A 16,638-nucleotide genomic window follows, 5' to 3' on the forward strand; every position below is an offset into this window, starting at 1 on the left:
GCGTAGTGCACCAGCGAGGCGCTGTCCTTCAAATCCAGTTTCCTTTTGATATTGGCGCGGTGGAATCGCTCCCGCCAAAACCGCAATTTATTTTTGCACAGACCCTAAGACCTCGGAAACCGAGTGCGCGCCAGGTCTTCCGCCAGCCCGCTGTAGGCGTTGTCGAAGGCGGAATAGGCGCTTTCCCAGGACGCGCTGATTCTACGGAGATGGCCCTTCATATCCTATACCTCGAAGAAGGCCAACCAGCTCCTGGGGCGCGCCGGGCACTTCTGGCAGGATGAATACTTCGACCGCTACATCCGCGACGAAGCGCATTTCCGCAAGACCGTCCGATACACCGAGAGTAATCCGGTTAAAGCGGGCCTTGCGCGCGAACCGGCCGAATGGCCATGGAGCAGCGCTCGTTGGGGAGACGAGTATTGCCGCTTGCGATTGGACGAAAGGAGCGCGGGCGGGCCGCCCGCGGGTCCCTGCTCAACGTGAAGATGTTCTTCGGAATCGGAATCACACGTTCTCGCGGGCGGGCCGCCCGCGCTCCTGGTGGCATGATTCACAGCACTTTTTCCAGGAATTTGACTGCGGTTGCGCCGCACTGCGAGAATTGCGGCCGAACTGAATGGTTGCAGCCCAGTTCAGCCAGTCGCGAGCTGCGTCGCATGCCGCACCAAACCCTGCTCGTCTTTGTCCAGGGACTGAACCGACAAGTTCTTTTCCGGAATTCCGTTGAGGCCCGTTGAGGCCCGTTGAGGCTTCGCCGCCGGATTATCCTTTGCCAGAAACCTCACGGGTTGAGACTCTGCCCGAAAGTTTTGTTCCGCCGTTGCCATGAATCTCGTTCAACCGGCCATGCGCCGACCGCTGACGGTCATCGTGCTCATCATTGCGGTGGTTCTGGGCGCAGGGCTGGCGCTGCAGAAGATGGCGCGGGACATCTTTCCGCCGCTGGGCATTCCCACGATTTATGTGGCGCAACCTTACGGCGGGATGGACCCGGCGCAGATGGAGGGTTACCTCACGTATTACTACGAGTACCACTTCCTCTACATCACGGGCATCGAGCACGTCGAATCGAAGTCCATTCAGGGCGCGTCCATCATCAAGCTGCAATTCCATCCGGGCACCGACATGTCGCAGGCGGTGTCCGAAACCGTGGCGCAGGTGAATCGTTCGCGCGCTTTCATGCCGCCGGGCACGGTGCCGCCGTTCGTCATGCGTTTCGATGCCGGAAGCGTGCCCGTGGGCAATCTGGTGTTCTCGACGGACAATCCAAACCACACCGTCGGCCAGATGCAGGACGCGGCGCTGAATTTGGTCCGGCCTTTGTTCGCCACGCTCCCAGGTGTCTCCGCGCCACCGCCCTTCGGCGGCAGCGCGCGCAGCATTGTCGTGAACGTCAAACCGGAACGCCTGCGCGCTTACAACATGTCGCCTGACGAAGTCGTCGGCGCCATCGCGGCCGCGAACACGATCAGCCCTTCGGGCAATATCATCCTGGGCGACAAATACCCGATGGTGCCGCTGAATTCAGTGGTGCGAAACATCAAGGACCTCGAAGCGGTGCCGGTGCGCACTGGCGTTTACCCCGCGATCTTTATCCGTGACGTGGCCGAAGTGCTGGACGCGTCGGACATCGTGACCTGTTTCGCGCTCGTGAATGGGCGCCGCACGGTCTATATCCCGGTCACCAAGCGCGCCGATGCTTCCACGCTTTCGGTGGTCAATCTTGTCAAAGCCAACATTCCAAAGTTCCAAAGCGTGCTGCCCGAAGACGTGAAGGTGAGCTATGAATTCGACCAATCGCCGTATGTGACGCGCGCTATCGCCGGACTGACGACGGAAGGCGCGCTGGGCGCGGTGCTGGCCGGCGCGATGGTGCTGCTGTTTCTTCGCGATTGGCGAAGCGCGGTGGTGGTGGTGGTCAACATTCCGCTGTCGCTCTTGGCCGCCGTGTTCGCGTTGTGGCTCACCGGCCAAACCATCAATCTCATGACGTTGGGCGGACTGGCCCTGGCGGTGGGCATTCTCGTCGATATGTCCACGGTGGCGATCGAAAACATCCACACGCACCTGGCTGGGCAAGGCATCCGTCCAAGACAACCAGTCAGTGTCGCGCGGGCTGTCGCCGACTCGGGAAAAGAAATCGCCTTGCCGTTGCTGATCGCGATGCTTTGCGTGCTGGCGGTGTTCATTCCCTCCTTTTTCATGGAAGGCGCGGCCAGGGCGTTGTTCACGCCGCTGTCGCTCGCAGTCGGTTTTTCGATGGTCGCGTCGTACCTCCTGGCGAGCACCTTCGTCCCGGTGATCGCGGTCTGGATTATCCGCGCTCATCGCCCCGAAGGAATCCGAACTGCCGCCACGACCTATTTTGCATTCCAGCGTTTTCAGGATTTCTACATCGCGTTGGGGAGAAAAGCAGTCGCGCTGCGCGGGATAATCACGGCCCTTTACCTGGTGATGGCGCTGGCCGCAATCAAAGTGGTGGGGGATCGCCTGGGAACGGAGATCTTCCCGAAAGTCGATGCCGGGCAGCTTCTGTTGCGGTTGCGCGCGCCCAGCGGAACACGCGTCGAGACGACCGAAGCTCTCGCGCTGGATGTGCTCAAGCTGATTGAAGACGAGGTCGGCAAAGAAAATGTGGCGCTGACGCTGGGGTTTGTGGGCGTTCACCCTCCGAGCTACCCGATCAACCTCGTCTATCATTGGAACGGCGGCCCCGAAGAAGGCGTCGTGCAGGTCCAGTTAAAGCGGGGCGCGCCGGTGCGGATCGATGACTTAAAGGAGCGCCTGCGCGAGAAGCTCCGGCAGCGGATGCCGGATGTGGGGTTCTCGTTCGAGCCCAGCGACATTGTCAGCCGCGTGATGAGCCTGGGTTCGCCCACACCGATTGAAGTGGCCGTGAGCGGCCCGAACCTCGCGGCCAACCAAGCCTTCGCCGAAAAGATTCGCGAAAAACTGGAAAAGATTCCGGCGCTCCGCGACATCCAGTACGGCCAGTCGCTCGATTACCCGACGGTCGATGTGGCGGTCAACCGCGAGCGCGCGGGATTGATGGGCGTCAAAACGATCGACGTGTCGCGTTCGCTTGTGGCGGCGACGGCTTCCAGCCGCTTCACGCAACCGGTGTATTGGGCGGACCCGAACAGCGGCGTGGCCTATCAAATCCAGGTGCAGATTCCCCAACTCCAACTGGCATCGGCGGAAGAACTGAAAAACGTCCCGGTCTTGCACCGGGACGGCAAGCCCATCCTGTTGCGCAACGTGGCCAGCGTCAACAACGGCACGGCTGTAGGCCAATACGAACGCTACAACATGGCGCGGCAGGTCACGTTGACCGCCAACATTCATGAGACGGATCTGGGCCGGGTCTCGACTGAGATCACGCGCGCGCTCAACGAAGTGGGCGATCCGCCGCCGCGCATCAACGTGGCGTTGCGCGGCCAGGTCAAGCCGATGGAACAGATGCTGAACGGGCTCCGCACGGGTCTGCTCCTCGCGGTGGTGGTGATCTTCCTTTTGCTCGCCGCCAACTTTCAGTCCTTCCAACTTTCCCTGGTCGTGGTTTCGACGGTGCCCGCAGTGATCGCCGGCGTCGTGCTCATGCTCTGGCTCACTGGCACCACGGCCAACCTGCAATCGTTCATGGGCGCCATCATGGCCATCGGCGTGGCGGTGGCGAACGCGATTCTGCTGGTGACTTTCGCCGAACGCAGCCGCATCGCCGGCATGACTGCGGTGGACGCCGCCCTGGACGGCGCGCGGAGCCGCTTGCGTCCGATCCTGATGACGAGCCTGGCCATGATGGCGGGCATGGTGCCGATGGCGCTGGGCCTGGGCGAAGGCGGCGAACAAACCGCGCCGCTAGGCCGGGCGGTGATTGGCGGGCTGGCGGCGGCGACGGTGGCGACCTTGCTGGTCTTGCCGTGGGTCTTCGCCATTGTGCGGGTGCGGTCGAGCACCAAATCCCGGTCGCTTGATCCCGACGATCCGCTCAGTGGCCATTACGTTTCGCCTGTGGGACACGATTAGTTGAAGAACTTTGATCTATGTTGAAAAAACTGTTTGCCCTCGCCGACGCCAATGCCAGGCGAGGCGGGAGGGGACTCTCCAACTTGGCCAAATTCCAGAGATTCCCCAGGGTAGCTCGCGCCTCGCAACTCTGGGCTTTGGGGCAGAATCTCGTTCGATGCATCCACAAGTTGGCGGTGAAGCGTAGCGCAGATTTTCAATCTGCCGTATCGCCGACTTGTAGTCGGCTGCGCGACCAACTCACCCGACCGCACCAGATTGGCCGGCGTGCCGCAGATTCCAAATCTGCGATACGGCAGAGTGCAACTCTGCGCCACGTGGACGGCGATCACCGACAACTCGTGGATGCACTGAATCCCGTTGGGATTCCATCCAGACTCGACGCGCACCAAGTGAGGCATCCTGCCTCTGCGCGGTCCTTCTGGTCATGCTGGATCGCGCTGCACATTGTCTGCGGTGTTGTTCCGCTTCACGGGGCCGAAAACAAACCCGCCCCGCCGCTGGAAGTCAAAGTGGTCCATCCGAAAACCGGCGAGATCACTCGCAGCATTACCTTGCCCGGCAACGTCAAGGCGTATCAGCACTCGACGCTTTATGCGAAAGTCGCGGGCTATCTCAAGACCATCCACGTGGACAAAGGCGACGCGGTCAAGGAAGGCGACCTGCTCGCGGACATCGAAGTGCCGGAGTTGATCGCGGACCTTGCCAGGTTCAAAACTGAAGTGGAGGTGGCGAAGCTTGATTTTGAACGCACGGTCGAGGCGCAGAAAAAGGCGCCGGATCTGGTCGTTCCGCAAACCGTGGATAATGCCCGAGGCAAATACGAAGTCGCCCGGGCGAACCTGGACCGAATCGAGAAACTGCTTGGCTTCGCCCGGATCACGGCGCCGTTTTCGGGCGTCATCACGACGCGTTACGTCGATCCCGGCGCGTTTATTCCAGCGGCGACTTCCGGAAGCGCCGCCAACACGGCCGCGATTCTCACGCTTATGGACTTCAGCAAAGTGCGGATCCAGGTGGCGGTCCCTGAACCTGAAGTGCCGCGCACCGCCAAAGGCCAGCCCGCCGCGGTCGCGGTCGAAGAACTTCCGGGACGCATTTTCCGCGGCGAAGTCACGCGGATTGCCTATGCGCTCGACGAAGCGAGCAAGACGATGCTGGTCGAAGCCGAGCTGCCGAATCCGAAATGGGAACTTCGTCCGGGCATGTTCGCGCAGGTGAAGATCGGCGTCGAAAAGAAGCATGGCGCGCTGTTGGTTCCGGTGGAGGCGTTGGTCGTCGAGCGTGGCGGCAATTCGGTCTTCACGGTCGTGGACGGCAAAGTGAAGAAGGTTGCGGTCAAGACCGGTTTCAATGACGGAACCAACGTGGAGATCGTGTCCGGCGCCAGCGCGGAAGACCAGGTGATTCTGGCCGGCAAACAGACATTCGCCGCGGGACAACCGGTGAACGCCGTGGAGGCCCGGTGAAATTGGCCATTGGCGATTGGCGATTGGCGATTGGGGCGGCGGCTTTAACCCGAATTGTGGTCCTGGGCTGGTCTCAAGAGCAACCTGTTCAGAAGACAGCAGAAGTGTCCGCGGTCCTGCGTGCTCCTGGCGTCGCGAACACCAGTATTCACGCGATCGACCTGGCGACCGTTTTGCGCCTGGCCGGGGCGCAAAATCTGGATGTCCAGATCGCGCGGGAACGCCTGGCGGAGGCGAAAGCAAATCACTCGATCGCGATGTCGCAGTTTTTTCCCTGGCTCGCGCCCGGGGTTGGATACCGGCGCCATGAAGACCGGCTTCAAGACGTGGTCGGGAACGTGTTCGACGCCGACAAGCAATCCTACGTGGCGGGCGGAACTCTTGCCGCGCAATGGGATTTTGGGGAAGCGCTCTACCGGACGCTGGCCGCGAAGCAACTGGCGAATGCTGCCGCCCACGGCCTGGATGCGCAACGGCAAGAAAGCGCGTTCGCCGCAGTCCAGGGCTACTTTGAATTGCTCTACGCCCAGGCGTCGGTCAGCGTGGCGGAAGACACGGTCCGAATCTCTGAGAATTATCTGGATCAGGTCCAGCGCGCGGTCGAGGCGGGTATCGCCTTCAAGGGAGACGAATTGAGAGTCCAGGTTCAGGCCGAGCGCAACCGGTTGATTCGCCAACAATCGCGGGAGCAACATCGATTCGCGGCCGCGCGCCTCGCGCAAATCTTGCACCTCGATCCGGCGGTCGAACTCCGCGGCGCCGATGGCGAACTTGTGCCGCTTGGACTCATCGCCACGAACACGGTTCTGAGCTCGCTGGTTCAGGAGGCCATCGTGAATCGACCGGACGCAAAGCAAAGCCAATCGCTGATCGCCGCGGCGGAGAAATCCCGGAGCGGAGTGACCTACGGTCCGTGGATTCCGTCGGTCGGCGCACAGGCTTTCGTGGGCGGGTTGGGCGGAGGACGCGGAAGCGGCTCCGGGAATTTCGGGGCCACGGAGGATTACGCGCTGACGCTCGGCTGGCGGATTGGCCCGGGCGGGCTTTTCGATCAGGGAAGGAAACGGTCGGCTGAATCGCGGTTGAACGTGGCCAAGCTTGGCCAGGAGAAACTCCGCGATGAAATCGTCCGGCAAGTCATCGAGGCGCACACCCGGTTCGTCTCGCTCGCCGACCAGATCGCGATCGTGGAGCGCGCTCTGAAAGCGGCTGAGAGGAGCCAGCAACTCGCGCAGGATCGAAAACAGTTCGGCGTCGGCGCGGTGTTGGAAACCATCCAGGCGGAACAGGACCTGACGCGCGCCCGGCTGGATTATGCCAAAGCGATTGCCGATTTCGACCGCGCGCAGTACGCGTTAAGCAAAGCGATCGGAAAGCTTTAGTGTTCAGCTATTCAGGATTTTCAACGCTTTGTGCGGATTCGACACGCGGAGGATCAGGAGCCCCTTTTTGGCGTCCGGAGTAGTGGCGCAGTAAGCGTATTCGATGTTCATGCCGGCGTCCGCCAGTTTGTGGGCCATGGCCGCCAGGGAACCGGGTTTATTGCTGCCTTCGATCATCAACACGTCGGTGGCAAGGACCAGCGAGCCGTGATCCTCGAAAATCCGGAGAGCCTCTTTGGGATCACTGAGCACCATCCGGACGACGATATGGTCCACGGTGTCGCTGGTTGAAATCGCGTAGATATTGATCTTTGCCGCTCCCAGGACGTCGCACACGCGGGCCAGCGTGCCGGGCCGATTAGCCAGGAATAAAACAAGTTGTTTGGCAATTTGCATGTTCGCTGGTATGCGGGCGGTTGTTAAGGCCGGGACAAAGTGGTCATGGACATAAATACGATGACGTTCGCGGCAAGGGATTTTGCGGCCAGACGAGGCGCGAGCGACGCGCATACCCCTCGGCGGTCTGCAAGGAGCGAGCCACGAAGTCTGGCTGCAAAAGACCTGCCGCCCTTCGGGTTTCGCCCCATTTGGCCTGTGGCTTCGTTGCGCCTCGGTCACAGAGCCGTGCGGCTATGCTCCCTCGTCGCGCCTGATACGCCAAATGGGGCGAAACGAACGTCATCGTATTTATGCCCATGACCACTAAGCATTGCGAGCAATTCCAAGAGAGCCTTTACCACCCGCACCACCGGATAGCAAGAGCCGCAAAAGCAAAGCCAAGCCGCGCCGTTCACTTCCCTTTCGACTGGCAGAGCGAGGCGATTCGGCTAATGTGCGAGCATGCTTGGCCCTGCCGATTCCCGCCGCCGATGGTTCGGCATGTTTTATTTGCTGGTCGCGGGCGGGCTGCTGATCTGGGGACAGACGATATTGGAGCCGCGCCTGGGCAAAGGGCTTGGATTCATCCTGTACTGGCTCATCTGTTTTCTGTTCACAGCGCTGGCGATACTGACCGCGTTGCTCGACCTCTGGATTGTGAGAACACGCGCCCGTGTTGAGAAGAAACGGCTCCTCCGGCAGTCCGGGATTGAACCCCAACCTCCCCCTGAAGAACCGGAGACACGGATTGGCGTGAAACGAAACGAAAGCTGAGCCGCCTCATTCATCCTGGAAAACTTCCCGGTACGGTCACCCTGCTCCGCCCCATGAACCAGGCAGGGCAAGTCCATCCCGACGAGCCGCTCAACCACGTTGCGTGGAACACGTCCGACTCGGCTGGCTGGGGACAGGCTCGCCCTACCTCCCATCTTCACCAGACAAAAAAAAGCCGCGCTCACCTGAGCGCGGCTGCAAGGAGAACCGATTTACCAAAGTGCGGACTTAAGCGGACACCGGCACCATGGAATCGTAGCTGATCGGCGATACGACTTTGCCGTCGCCCGTCTTGATGGTGCGCGCTTTCTCGTCGAAGAGCAGAGTCAAGCTCAAGCGTTCCGACATTTCCGACAGGCAAAGCACCACATGGGCCTTGATCGCGAGGTCGATATTCGCGAACGGAGTGGCGCCCGACCGGATGCAATCGAACCAGTTCTTCTCCAGCGTGGGCACGTCGCCTATTTTTTGAGGGTGGGTGAATTTGTCGGCTTCGACTTCCTCAGAGAATATGCGCTCCGGTTTCAGTTCCGCGTAGTTGCTGCTGGAAGAGAACTCGATGCGCGCCTTGCGGCCGCGCAGAACGTCCGGCAAGCCAAATTCGTTGCAGGTCGTTCCGGCAATGACGAGTGTCAACCCGCTCGGAAACTCGGTCAGCAAATGCGTGGTGTCGGTGATCTCACGATTTGTGGAAATCTTCCGTGTGCCAGTGCACACGACGCGCCGCGGGAATTCCGGATTCCCCGTCGCCAGCATCAGCGGCAGGAATTTATGCGGGAGCAAATTGCCGACGATCCCCGAATTGTAGGTGTAGTATTTGTGCCATGAGAAGTAATGCTGGGGATTGAAGGGGATTTTCGGGGCTTTGCCGAGCCAACGGTTCCAGTCGAGGTTGCTTTCATTCGCATCCGCATCGATCGGGTATTGCCATTCGTCGTTCTTGGGATTGTTGCGGCAGTAAGAGCCTTGCCCCCAGACCAACGGGCCGAGCTTGCCTTCTTTGATCCATGTTGCAGCCTGGTGGATCATGGGATCGGCGCAGTACTGCGATCCGATCTGGAAAACCTTTTTGGTGCGCCGGACCGTGTCGTAAATCGCGAATCCTTCTTCCAGGTAGCGGGCAAGCGGTTTTTCGCCGTACACGTGCTTGCCGGCTTCCATGGCGTCAATCGCCACCTGCGCATGCCAGTTGTCCACTGTAGCAACGACAATGGCATCGATATCCTTTCGTTCGAGCAGCTTTCGGTGGTCGGCATATGCGTTCGAATCTGGCAAGCCAATGTACTTCTGGGCGGCTTGGAGGCGTTTCTGATAAAGGTCGCAAACGGCGGCCTGGACGATGTTGTTGGCCTGGGCGTGCGTTTTTTGGTGTCGCACGTGCGCCATACCCTGGCTGCCGACTCCGATATATCCGACAGCAATGCGATCGTTCGCGCCAATCACTTTCCCGGTGGAAGGAGCCTGGTTCTGTCCGTAAACCGGGGTTTTCAGGACGTTGGAGGCTGCCACGGCCGCCGCGGTCGCGGTCGCAGTTTTCTTGATGAATGAACGGCGCGATGCGTTGTCGGCCGAGAGGATATCAGAGTTTTCGTTCATAGACTTTAGCTCAGTTTGTCTTCAAGACGGTGCCATACCCTAACTTAGTCACCGGAGGCAGGCAAGCTTCTTGGCCGAACTAATCAAGCAACGGGGAGAGGGAGCCGGGCTGGCGAGTTGCACGAAGCCAGCAATTCTTCCCATCAACCGGAGCGCCGGTCTCCGATCCGGAGCGATTCTGAAGCCGCACCGATGCCCGTCGGGTCGGAGACCGGCGCTCCGATATACTTGACGGAATATATCGATTGAACTAGAAGCTCGCCTAGCCGGGGCCGACAGCGCCCCTGGGAGCAGAGTCCCATCGCATGAAGCCATCGAACACCTCAGCCTTCACGCTCGTCGAGCTACTGGTCGCGCTGGCGATCATCGCGGTGCTTGCCGGATTGCTCTTGCCCGCGCTGGCCAAGGCCAAGTCAAAGGCCAGGCAGACGCAATGCCTGAACAACCTCAAACAAATCGGGCTGGCCTACACGATGTATCGAGGCGATTACGCGGACCTCAACATTCCCTACCGCTCGTGCCCGGATACCCCCAAGGATCGCAACGGTCTGGCTGCGGGCGTGCCCAGCGGGAACGGCCCCAACAACCGGCCGCCAACCGGACCCAACGAGCAGTGGTGGGCACCGTACGATCCAACGCAAGCGCCCGACGGTCCACCGGGAGCGGGGTTCAAGCAGGGCCTTCTCTACGGCTATTGTGGAACCACGAACCTTTTCAAGTGCCCAGTTGAAACGCAGTGGCAATGCGGCTACGGCATGAATTATTCCACGGGGAGCCCGATGCTCCAGCGGGATTCCTTCGTCACCGAATCGAGCGACCGCCTCATCATTTGGGATCACCGGCGCAGTCCAGGTTGTTCGGACTCGCGTGTGCTCGCGCCGCCGAGGCCGCCGTGGCTCCCTTTCGGCGCGGCCAGCCATTACCCGCCACGCCACCATGGACGTTTCAACGGCCTTTTCTACGATGCGCACGCGACGCCGCTCAACCCCTCGTCGCTGCGCGTGCGTAACTTTCGCGAACCGGGTTCTGGCCCGCCTGTCGCCGGTTACTCTGGAGAGTGAGAGGCGAAACAAATGGCAACGAGGCGAACAAAGGCCCGCGAACCCGGAACGTTCCTGGCTTTGCTCGCATCGCTGATATTCGCAATGTTGCCTGCCTGCCGCCAAACCGGGTCTGATGAGTCGAAGGCGCGGCAAACCGTGACCATTGCCGCGGCAGCGGACTTGAAGTTCGCGTTGGACGAGATCGCGCTCGAGTTCAAGCGTGCCAGGCCGGATATTAAAGTTCGAATCAGCTACGGCTCGTCCGGCAACTTTTACTCGCAACTCGCCCAGCGAGCGCCATTCGACATTTTCTTCTCGGCGGACGTCTCTTATCCGATGCGTCTCATCGAGGCAGGGCTGGCGGACGCGAGCACCCAGTTCACTTATGCCACGGGACGAATTGTTGTCTGGACATTGAAGAGTTCACCGCTTGATCTACCCAGGATGGGCCTCGAAGCGTTCAAACACTCCTCCGTGCGAAAGATCGCGGTCGCCAATCCGGAACACGCGCCTTATGGGAAGGCCGCCATCGACGCGCTGCAGAAACTTGGAATCTATGGCTCGGTCAGGGAACGATTGGTGTATGGAGAGAATGTCGCGCAAACGGCTCAGTTCATCGAAAGTGGGGCGGCCGACATCGGCATCATCGCTCTGAGTCTGGCCTTGGGGCCAAGTTTGAAAGAGAAAGGGCGCTTCTGGGAAATCCCGCTCGACGCGTATCCCCGCATGCAACAAGGCGGTGTCATCCTGACATGGGCCAAACACCGGAAAGCCGCGCAGGAATTGCGGGCCTTCGTCTTGAGTCCCGCTGGCCAAAGCACGTTGCGGCGCTACGGGTTTTCTCCACCGAACGAATAGGCGGTCAGCATGGACTGGAACGCCATCATCCTTTCGCTCCGGCTCGCTTCGCTGACGACGCTGATTCTCTTCCTGGCGGGCCTGCCCGCGGCCTACTGGCTGGCGACTTCAAGATGGCGGTGGAAATTTCTTGTCGAGGCCGTCGTGGCGCTGCCGTTGGTGCTGCCGCCGACCGTGCTCGGCTTCTACCTCCTGCTTGCCATGGGGCCACGCAGTCCCTTCGGCCGATTTTATGAGAGCCTCACGGGTCAATTGCTGCCGTTCTCCTTCGAAGGCCTGCTGGTCGCATCCGTGCTCTACAGCATGCCATTCACGGTCCAGCCGTTTGCGGCGGCCTTCGCGGCGGTTGACCGCAAATTCATCGAAGCTTCCTGGTGCTTGGGGGAAACACGAGCGGGGACGTTCTTCCGCGTCATTCTGCCGCTGTCCTGGCCTGGTGTGCTCACGGGAATGATCCTCAGCTTCGCCCACACGATTGGCGAATTTGGCGTCGTGCTCATGGTGGGTGGCAATTTGCCCGGCGCCACGCGAACGGTTTCGATTTCCATCTACGACGCGATGCAGAGTCTCGACTACTCAGCGGCGGGCAAGACATCGCTCCTGTTGCTCGTCCTGTCGTTTGCTGTCCTCGCCGTCACCTACACGTTGCAACGGAATGTCTGGGCAGTATGGCCGAAAAAATCGTAGCGCAATTTGCCAGGCGATTTCCCGGCGGGCCGCTCCTCAACGTGGACGCGTTAAGCATCGCCTGCGGCCAACCATCGATCACGGTCCTTTTCGGCGCTTCCGGGGCAGGGAAGACTACGGTTCTCCGATGTCTGGCCGGGCTCGAACGGCCCGATTCCGGCGTGATCCGGTGCGGCGAGGAACTCTGGTTTGACGCCTCGACATCTGTCTTCCTGCCACCGCAAAAGCGAAACATCGGCTCGCTTTCCCAGGACTACGCGCTGTTCCCGCACCTGACCGTCGAAGCCAATATCGCCTACGGTCTGCGTGGCCTCGCGGCAAACGAACATTGCGCGCGGATCGGCGAAGTTGTGCACCTGCTCGATCTGGCCGGACTGGAACGCCGTCTTCCCGCGCAGCTTTCCGGAGGCCAGCAACAACGCGTCGCCCTCGCCAGAGCCGTCGTGCGCCGGCCGCGCTTGCTCCTGCTCGACGAACCGCTGTCCGCGCTCGATTCGCCCACGCGCCTCCGCCTGCGCCGTGAACTGCGCCGTTTGCTCCTGCACCTGGGGATTCCCACTTTGCTCGTGACTCACGACCGACTCGAAGCGCTTTCGCTGGGCGACGATCTCGTGGTGATCGACAACGGAATGCTCGTGCAACGGGGCCCGGTGCAAGTGGTGTTCAGCCGTCCCGCAAACTTGGCGGTCGCATCCATCGTCGGCATTGAAACCGTGCTACCGGGTCACGTCGAAAGCGCCGCCGAAGGGCTGCTCGTGGTGTCCGTCGGCGAAGCCAAACTGGCCGCACTCGCATCGGACTTTCCCGCGCAGACGCGCGACGTATTCGTCTGTATCCGGGCCGAGGACGTCATGATTCAAAAGGGCGAGGATCGACCGAGCAGCGCGCGCAATCATCTGGCCGCGACGGTTGGATCTTTGACCCGAGAAGGTCCCATGGTGCGAATCGAGCTCGACTGCGGATTCCCGCTCGCGGCCTGGCTCACCAAACAGGCGTGCGAGGAACTCGCCTTGAATTCCGGAGACCGGGTCGTGGCGTTGGTGAAGGCGCCCAACGTTCACATTATACCCCGCTAACCTCTCGCGCCGCTCCAGTCTGGTCCGGCATGGTCCGGCTGGTTTCGGATTTAATCGGTTGCATTTGTCCACTTACGCTCTAGACTTTGCAGGCATGCGACTGACAAAACGTGGCGAATACGCACTTCGAGCGATGATCGACCTGGGCATGGCTCAGGAAACGGGCCGGCCCATGCTGCAGATCGCCGAAGTGGCCAACAAAGAGAATATCCCGATCAAATTCCTGGAAGCCATCCTGGTCGAATTGAAGGAAGCCGGATATCTGGACAGCAAGCGGGGCAAACACGGGGGCTATTTCCTGGCCAAACCGATGGATGCCATCCGCATCGGCGACGTCGTGAGAAAACTGGAAGGGCCCCTGGCGCCCATTGCCTGCGTCAGCCAGAACTTCTACGAACGCTGTTCGTGTCCGGACGAGGCGCATTGCGGCTTGCGAATGCTGATGCTCGATGTGCGCAACGCCATCGCGAATATTCTGGATCGCTACACCCTCGCCCAGACGGTCCAGGTAGCCTTGCAGAAAATCCGGCGCGATGGATTGCCGGTCCCTTTCGCCAAACAGAACAGACCCAAGGACGCACGGCGCGACGGATTCGCGCGCTCAGGAAAGAGCAAGCCCGGAAAGGATCGGGCAATCCGACGAGGTTAGACATGTTAAATGAGTTAAATGGATTAAGAGGGTTGGCCTGGACAGCAAGCGTTTTGAGAGCCGGCTTCACGAAACTGCTCGGCATATTTGTAGGTCTCGGACTGACGGCAGCACAGACGGTCGAGGCAGAAAAGATCGTGGTTCGCGTAGGGCACTTCCCCAACTTGACTCACGCGCAGGCGGTGATTGCCCACGGGTTGTCGCGTCAAGGCAAGGGCTGGTTTGAACAGCGCTTAGGGCCCGGCATCGAAATTCAATGGTTTGTCTATAACGCAGGCCCGTCCGCGATGGAGGCGATCTTCACCAAGGCCATCGATCTCACCTACGTTGGCCCAAGCCCCGCGATCAACGCCCATCTCAAAGCGCGCGGGGAAGAAATCCGGATCGTGGCCGGAGCGTGCAGCGGCGGCGCGGCGCTCGTTGTCCAACCGGACGGACGCATCAACGCCGACGAAGATTTCAAGGGAAAGAAAGTGGCGACGCCTCAGTTTGGCAACACGCAAGACGTCGCGGCACGCTCGTGGCTGCGATCCAGGGGGCATCGAGTCACCATGACCGGGGGCGACGTTTTGGTCGTCCCGACGTCCAACCCGGACCAGCTCGCGCTCTTCCAAAAAGGCGAGTTGGATGCGGTATGGACGGTTGAACCCTGGGTGACCCGACTGATGCTTGAAGCCAAGGGCAAGGTCTATTTCGAGGAAAGCAAGCTTTGGCCGGAAACCAGGGGGCAATACGTCACGACCCATTTGGTCAGCAGCGTGCGGTTTCTCAAGGAGCGGCCTGACCTTCTCAAAAAGTGGATCGCCGCGCACGTTGAACTGACGGATTGGATCAATCGGAATCCTGACGACGCCAAAAGGGCGCTTAACGAGGAAATCAAAGCGGAAACCACGCGCGCCCTCCCGCAGACCATACTCGACAGCGCGTGGAAGCGCCTGGAACTTACGCCGGATCCGATTCGTGCGTCGCTCTTAAAGTCCGCCGAAGACGCGCATCGAATCGGCTTCCTCCGCCAGAAACCCGACCTTTCGCGCATTTACGAATTGAGGCTGCTGAACGAAGTGCTCAGAGAAAAAGGCCCGCAGCAGGAAGTGCTTCCATGAGCGTCGATACCGAACTGCTCAACGTCCCTCCCGAAAAACTGGTCGTGGAAGGAGTGTCCAAAACCTTCCGGACCCAGCGCGGCTCGGTGCATGCGCTGGACAACGTCACTTTGCACGTGCGTGAGGGCGAATTCGTCTGCCTGGTCGGCCCGAGCGGTTGCGGCAAATCGACTTTGCTCAACATCATCGCTGGCCTGGAGATGCCAGATACCGGCAAAGTCCTGGCTGACGGCAAAGCGGTGACCGGCGCCGGCAGCGACCGGATGATGATGTTCCAAGAATCGGCGCTCTTTCCCTGGCTGGATGTGATGGGCAACGTTCTTTTTGGCCTGAAGCTCAAGCCCAATCTGGGGAACAAAGAGCGCCGCGAGGTCGCCAGATTTTACCTGCATCTGGTCGGGTTGGACAAATTCATGCGCTCGAACATTCATGAATTGTCGGGGGGCATGAAACAACGCGTGGCTCTGGCTCGGGCTCTGGCGCCGAACCCTCGCGTCCTGTTAATGGACGAACCGTTCGCTTCCCTTGACGCTTTGACGCGCGAACAACTTTACGGCGATATCCAGGGAATCTGGGCGAAACGCCAGAAAACAATTGTCTTCGTGACTCACAACGTCCGGGAAGCCGCCTGTCTGGGCGATCGGGTGGTTTTATTCTCGCCGCATCCCGGACGCATCCAGGAGCAGTTCACGGTCGATCTCCCAAGGCCGCGCGACATCAGCAGCGTCGATCTGGCCAAATATTCCACGGAGATCACGCGCGCGTTGAAGCGCCATTTGAAGACCGAGACGTTGGAGGTGACCGAATGAAGCGATGGATGGTTTTCGCGCTCTTTTTCGCGGTGGTGGTTGGCATCTGGGAAATCTTGGTGCGCGAAGGGATCTGGCCGCCGGTGATGGCCCCATCGCCGCTGGGGATTGGGAAATATTTTTTTGAATCCATCAAAGACCGCTCTCTGCTGGACGCCAGCTTCATCACTTTGAAACGGCTCCTGCTCGGATATGCCATTGGCCTGGGAGCCGGCCTGCCCTTGGGATTGCTGAACGCGCGATTCAAATTCTGTGAAGATACCATCGGACTGCTAGCTCTGGGTTTGCAGACGTTGCCTAGCGTTTGTTGGGCGCCGCTGGCGTTGCTCTGGTTTGGCCAGACCGAAGCTGCCATTTTCTTCATCGTTATCATGGGATCCGTTTGGTCCATCATCCTGGCCACGGACGCGGGAGTTCGCAACGTGCCCCCTATTTACGCTCGCGCGGCACGGACCATGGGTTCGTCCGGTCTTCACACGTGGTTCAAGGTCATTTTCCCGGCCTCGCTACCTTTCATCGTCAGCGGTATGAAGCAGGGCTGGGCCTTTTCCTGGCGTTCCTTGATGGCGGCGGAGATTTACGTGACCATCATGACCGGAATTGGGCTCGGCCAAGTCCTGCACTATGGTCGCGAACTGCATGAAATGGACCAGGTCCTCGGCATTATGATCGTGATTGTTCTCATCGGGTTGTTGGCAGACAAAATCCTGTTCTCGCCGATGGAGCGTTTCTTGCATCGGCGCTGGGGAACGGCGAAGTAGAGTTTTTCTCAACTAACGCCTTGA

General features: G+C 60.1%; 14 protein-coding genes. 12 read left to right on the forward strand and 2 right to left on the reverse strand.

Going from position 1 to position 16,638, the window contains the following annotated elements:
- The first annotated feature begins 828 nt into the window (after window positions 1–828).
- From FJ398_00405 to FJ398_00415, 3 genes are read left to right on the forward strand one after another with little or no spacing between them, the layout of a single operon-like run.
- Window positions 829–4,029: an efflux RND transporter permease subunit gene (locus tag FJ398_00405; protein MBM3836418.1), complete on the forward strand. Its 3,201-nt coding sequence runs from the start codon at window positions 829–831 to the stop codon at window positions 4,027–4,029.
- Between the two features lie 17 nt (window positions 4,030–4,046).
- On the forward strand, window positions 4,047–5,498 hold the full coding sequence (locus FJ398_00410) for an efflux RND transporter periplasmic adaptor subunit (GenBank protein ID MBM3836419.1): 1,452 nt from the start codon (window positions 4,047–4,049) through the stop codon (window positions 5,496–5,498).
- A complete protein-coding gene (locus FJ398_00415) occupies window positions 5,495–6,880 on the forward strand; it encodes a TolC family protein (protein ID MBM3836420.1) in 1,386 nt (461 codons plus the stop codon). Before FJ398_00410 ends, FJ398_00415 begins: the two co-directional genes overlap by 4 nt.
- Before the next feature lie 3 nt (window positions 6,881–6,883).
- On the opposite strand, the gene FJ398_00420 is transcribed toward FJ398_00415, so the two are convergent.
- Window positions 6,884–7,276 (reverse strand): ACT domain-containing protein, encoded by a 393-nt coding sequence (locus FJ398_00420; protein ID MBM3836421.1) that lies wholly within the window; start codon window positions 7,274–7,276, stop codon window positions 6,884–6,886.
- 444 nt (window positions 7,277–7,720) lie between these two features.
- On the opposite strand from FJ398_00420, the gene FJ398_00425 reads away from it, so the two are divergent.
- Window positions 7,721–8,032: a hypothetical protein gene (locus FJ398_00425; GenBank protein ID MBM3836422.1), complete on the forward strand. Its 312-nt coding sequence runs from the start codon at window positions 7,721–7,723 to the stop codon at window positions 8,030–8,032.
- A gap of 228 nt (window positions 8,033–8,260) precedes the next feature.
- Here FJ398_00425 and FJ398_00430 read toward each other — a convergent pair whose 3' ends face one another.
- Window positions 8,261–9,628, reverse strand: coding sequence for a Gfo/Idh/MocA family oxidoreductase (locus FJ398_00430; GenBank protein MBM3836423.1), 1,368 nt, complete (start codon window positions 9,626–9,628; stop codon window positions 8,261–8,263).
- A gap of 305 nt (window positions 9,629–9,933) precedes the next feature.
- Between FJ398_00430 and FJ398_00435 the strand changes: the two genes are divergently transcribed.
- From FJ398_00435 to FJ398_00470, 8 genes are all read left to right on the forward strand, one after another.
- Entirely contained in the window at window positions 9,934–10,689 is a 756-nt protein-coding gene (locus tag FJ398_00435; GenBank protein MBM3836424.1) for a DUF1559 domain-containing protein, read from the forward strand.
- 12 nt (window positions 10,690–10,701) lie between these two features.
- Window positions 10,702–11,529, forward strand: a complete 828-nt coding sequence (gene modA / locus FJ398_00440) for a molybdate ABC transporter substrate-binding protein (protein MBM3836425.1) — start codon at window positions 10,702–10,704, stop codon at window positions 11,527–11,529.
- Between the two features lie 9 nt (window positions 11,530–11,538).
- Window positions 11,539–12,216 (forward strand): molybdate ABC transporter permease subunit, encoded by a 678-nt coding sequence (gene modB / locus FJ398_00445; GenBank protein ID MBM3836426.1) that lies wholly within the window; start codon window positions 11,539–11,541, stop codon window positions 12,214–12,216.
- Window positions 12,198–13,292: an ABC transporter ATP-binding protein gene (locus tag FJ398_00450; GenBank protein ID MBM3836427.1), complete on the forward strand. Its 1,095-nt coding sequence runs from the start codon at window positions 12,198–12,200 to the stop codon at window positions 13,290–13,292. Before modB ends, FJ398_00450 begins: the two co-directional genes overlap by 19 nt.
- A gap of 94 nt (window positions 13,293–13,386) precedes the next feature.
- Window positions 13,387–13,941, forward strand: a complete 555-nt coding sequence (locus FJ398_00455) for an Rrf2 family transcriptional regulator (protein ID MBM3836428.1) — start codon at window positions 13,387–13,389, stop codon at window positions 13,939–13,941.
- Window positions 13,942–13,943: 2 nt separating this feature from the next.
- The gene (locus FJ398_00460; protein ID MBM3836429.1) at window positions 13,944–15,044 is read left to right on the forward strand and encodes an ABC transporter substrate-binding protein; all 1,101 of its coding nucleotides are present in this window, start codon (window positions 13,944–13,946) and stop codon (window positions 15,042–15,044) included.
- On the forward strand, window positions 15,041–15,853 hold the full coding sequence (locus tag FJ398_00465; GenBank protein ID MBM3836430.1) for an ABC transporter ATP-binding protein: 813 nt from the start codon (window positions 15,041–15,043) through the stop codon (window positions 15,851–15,853). Before FJ398_00460 ends, FJ398_00465 begins: the two co-directional genes overlap by 4 nt.
- A complete protein-coding gene (locus tag FJ398_00470) occupies window positions 15,850–16,614 on the forward strand; it encodes an ABC transporter permease (protein ID MBM3836431.1) in 765 nt (254 codons plus the stop codon). The genes FJ398_00465 and FJ398_00470 overlap by 4 nt, the downstream gene beginning before the upstream one ends.
- Window positions 16,615–16,638 lie beyond the last annotated feature (24 nt).

The organism is Verrucomicrobiota bacterium, from assembly GCA_016871535.1.
In the GTDB taxonomy this organism is placed as follows: domain Bacteria; phylum Verrucomicrobiota; class Verrucomicrobiia; order Limisphaerales; family SIBE01; genus VHCZ01.

Bases quoted from the DNA above. Each gene is read 5' to 3' on its own strand.
- FJ398_00465 (MBM3836430.1), top strand. From the start codon at position 15,041: ATGAGCGTCGATACCGAACTGCTCAACGTCCCTCCCGAAAAACTGGTC.
- FJ398_00455 (MBM3836428.1), top strand. From the start codon at position 13,387: ATGCGACTGACAAAACGTGGCGAATACGCACTTCGAGCGATGATCGAC.
- FJ398_00425 (MBM3836422.1), top strand. From the start codon at position 7,721: ATGCTTGGCCCTGCCGATTCCCGCCGCCGATGGTTCGGCATGTTTTAT.
- FJ398_00430 (MBM3836423.1), bottom strand. From the start codon at position 9,628: ATGAACGAAAACTCTGATATCCTCTCGGCCGACAACGCATCGCGCCGT.
- FJ398_00470 (MBM3836431.1), top strand. From the start codon at position 15,850: ATGAAGCGATGGATGGTTTTCGCGCTCTTTTTCGCGGTGGTGGTTGGC.
- FJ398_00435 (MBM3836424.1), top strand. From the start codon at position 9,934: ATGAAGCCATCGAACACCTCAGCCTTCACGCTCGTCGAGCTACTGGTC.
- modB (MBM3836426.1), top strand. From the start codon at position 11,539: ATGGACTGGAACGCCATCATCCTTTCGCTCCGGCTCGCTTCGCTGACG.
- FJ398_00420 (MBM3836421.1), bottom strand. From the start codon at position 7,276: ATGCAAATTGCCAAACAACTTGTTTTATTCCTGGCTAATCGGCCCGGC.
- FJ398_00460 (MBM3836429.1), top strand. From the start codon at position 13,944: ATGTTAAATGAGTTAAATGGATTAAGAGGGTTGGCCTGGACAGCAAGC.
- FJ398_00405 (MBM3836418.1), top strand. From the start codon at position 829: ATGAATCTCGTTCAACCGGCCATGCGCCGACCGCTGACGGTCATCGTG.
- modA (MBM3836425.1), top strand. From the start codon at position 10,702: ATGGCAACGAGGCGAACAAAGGCCCGCGAACCCGGAACGTTCCTGGCT.
- FJ398_00450 (MBM3836427.1), top strand. From the start codon at position 12,198: ATGGCCGAAAAAATCGTAGCGCAATTTGCCAGGCGATTTCCCGGCGGG.
- FJ398_00410 (MBM3836419.1), top strand. From the start codon at position 4,047: ATGTTGAAAAAACTGTTTGCCCTCGCCGACGCCAATGCCAGGCGAGGC.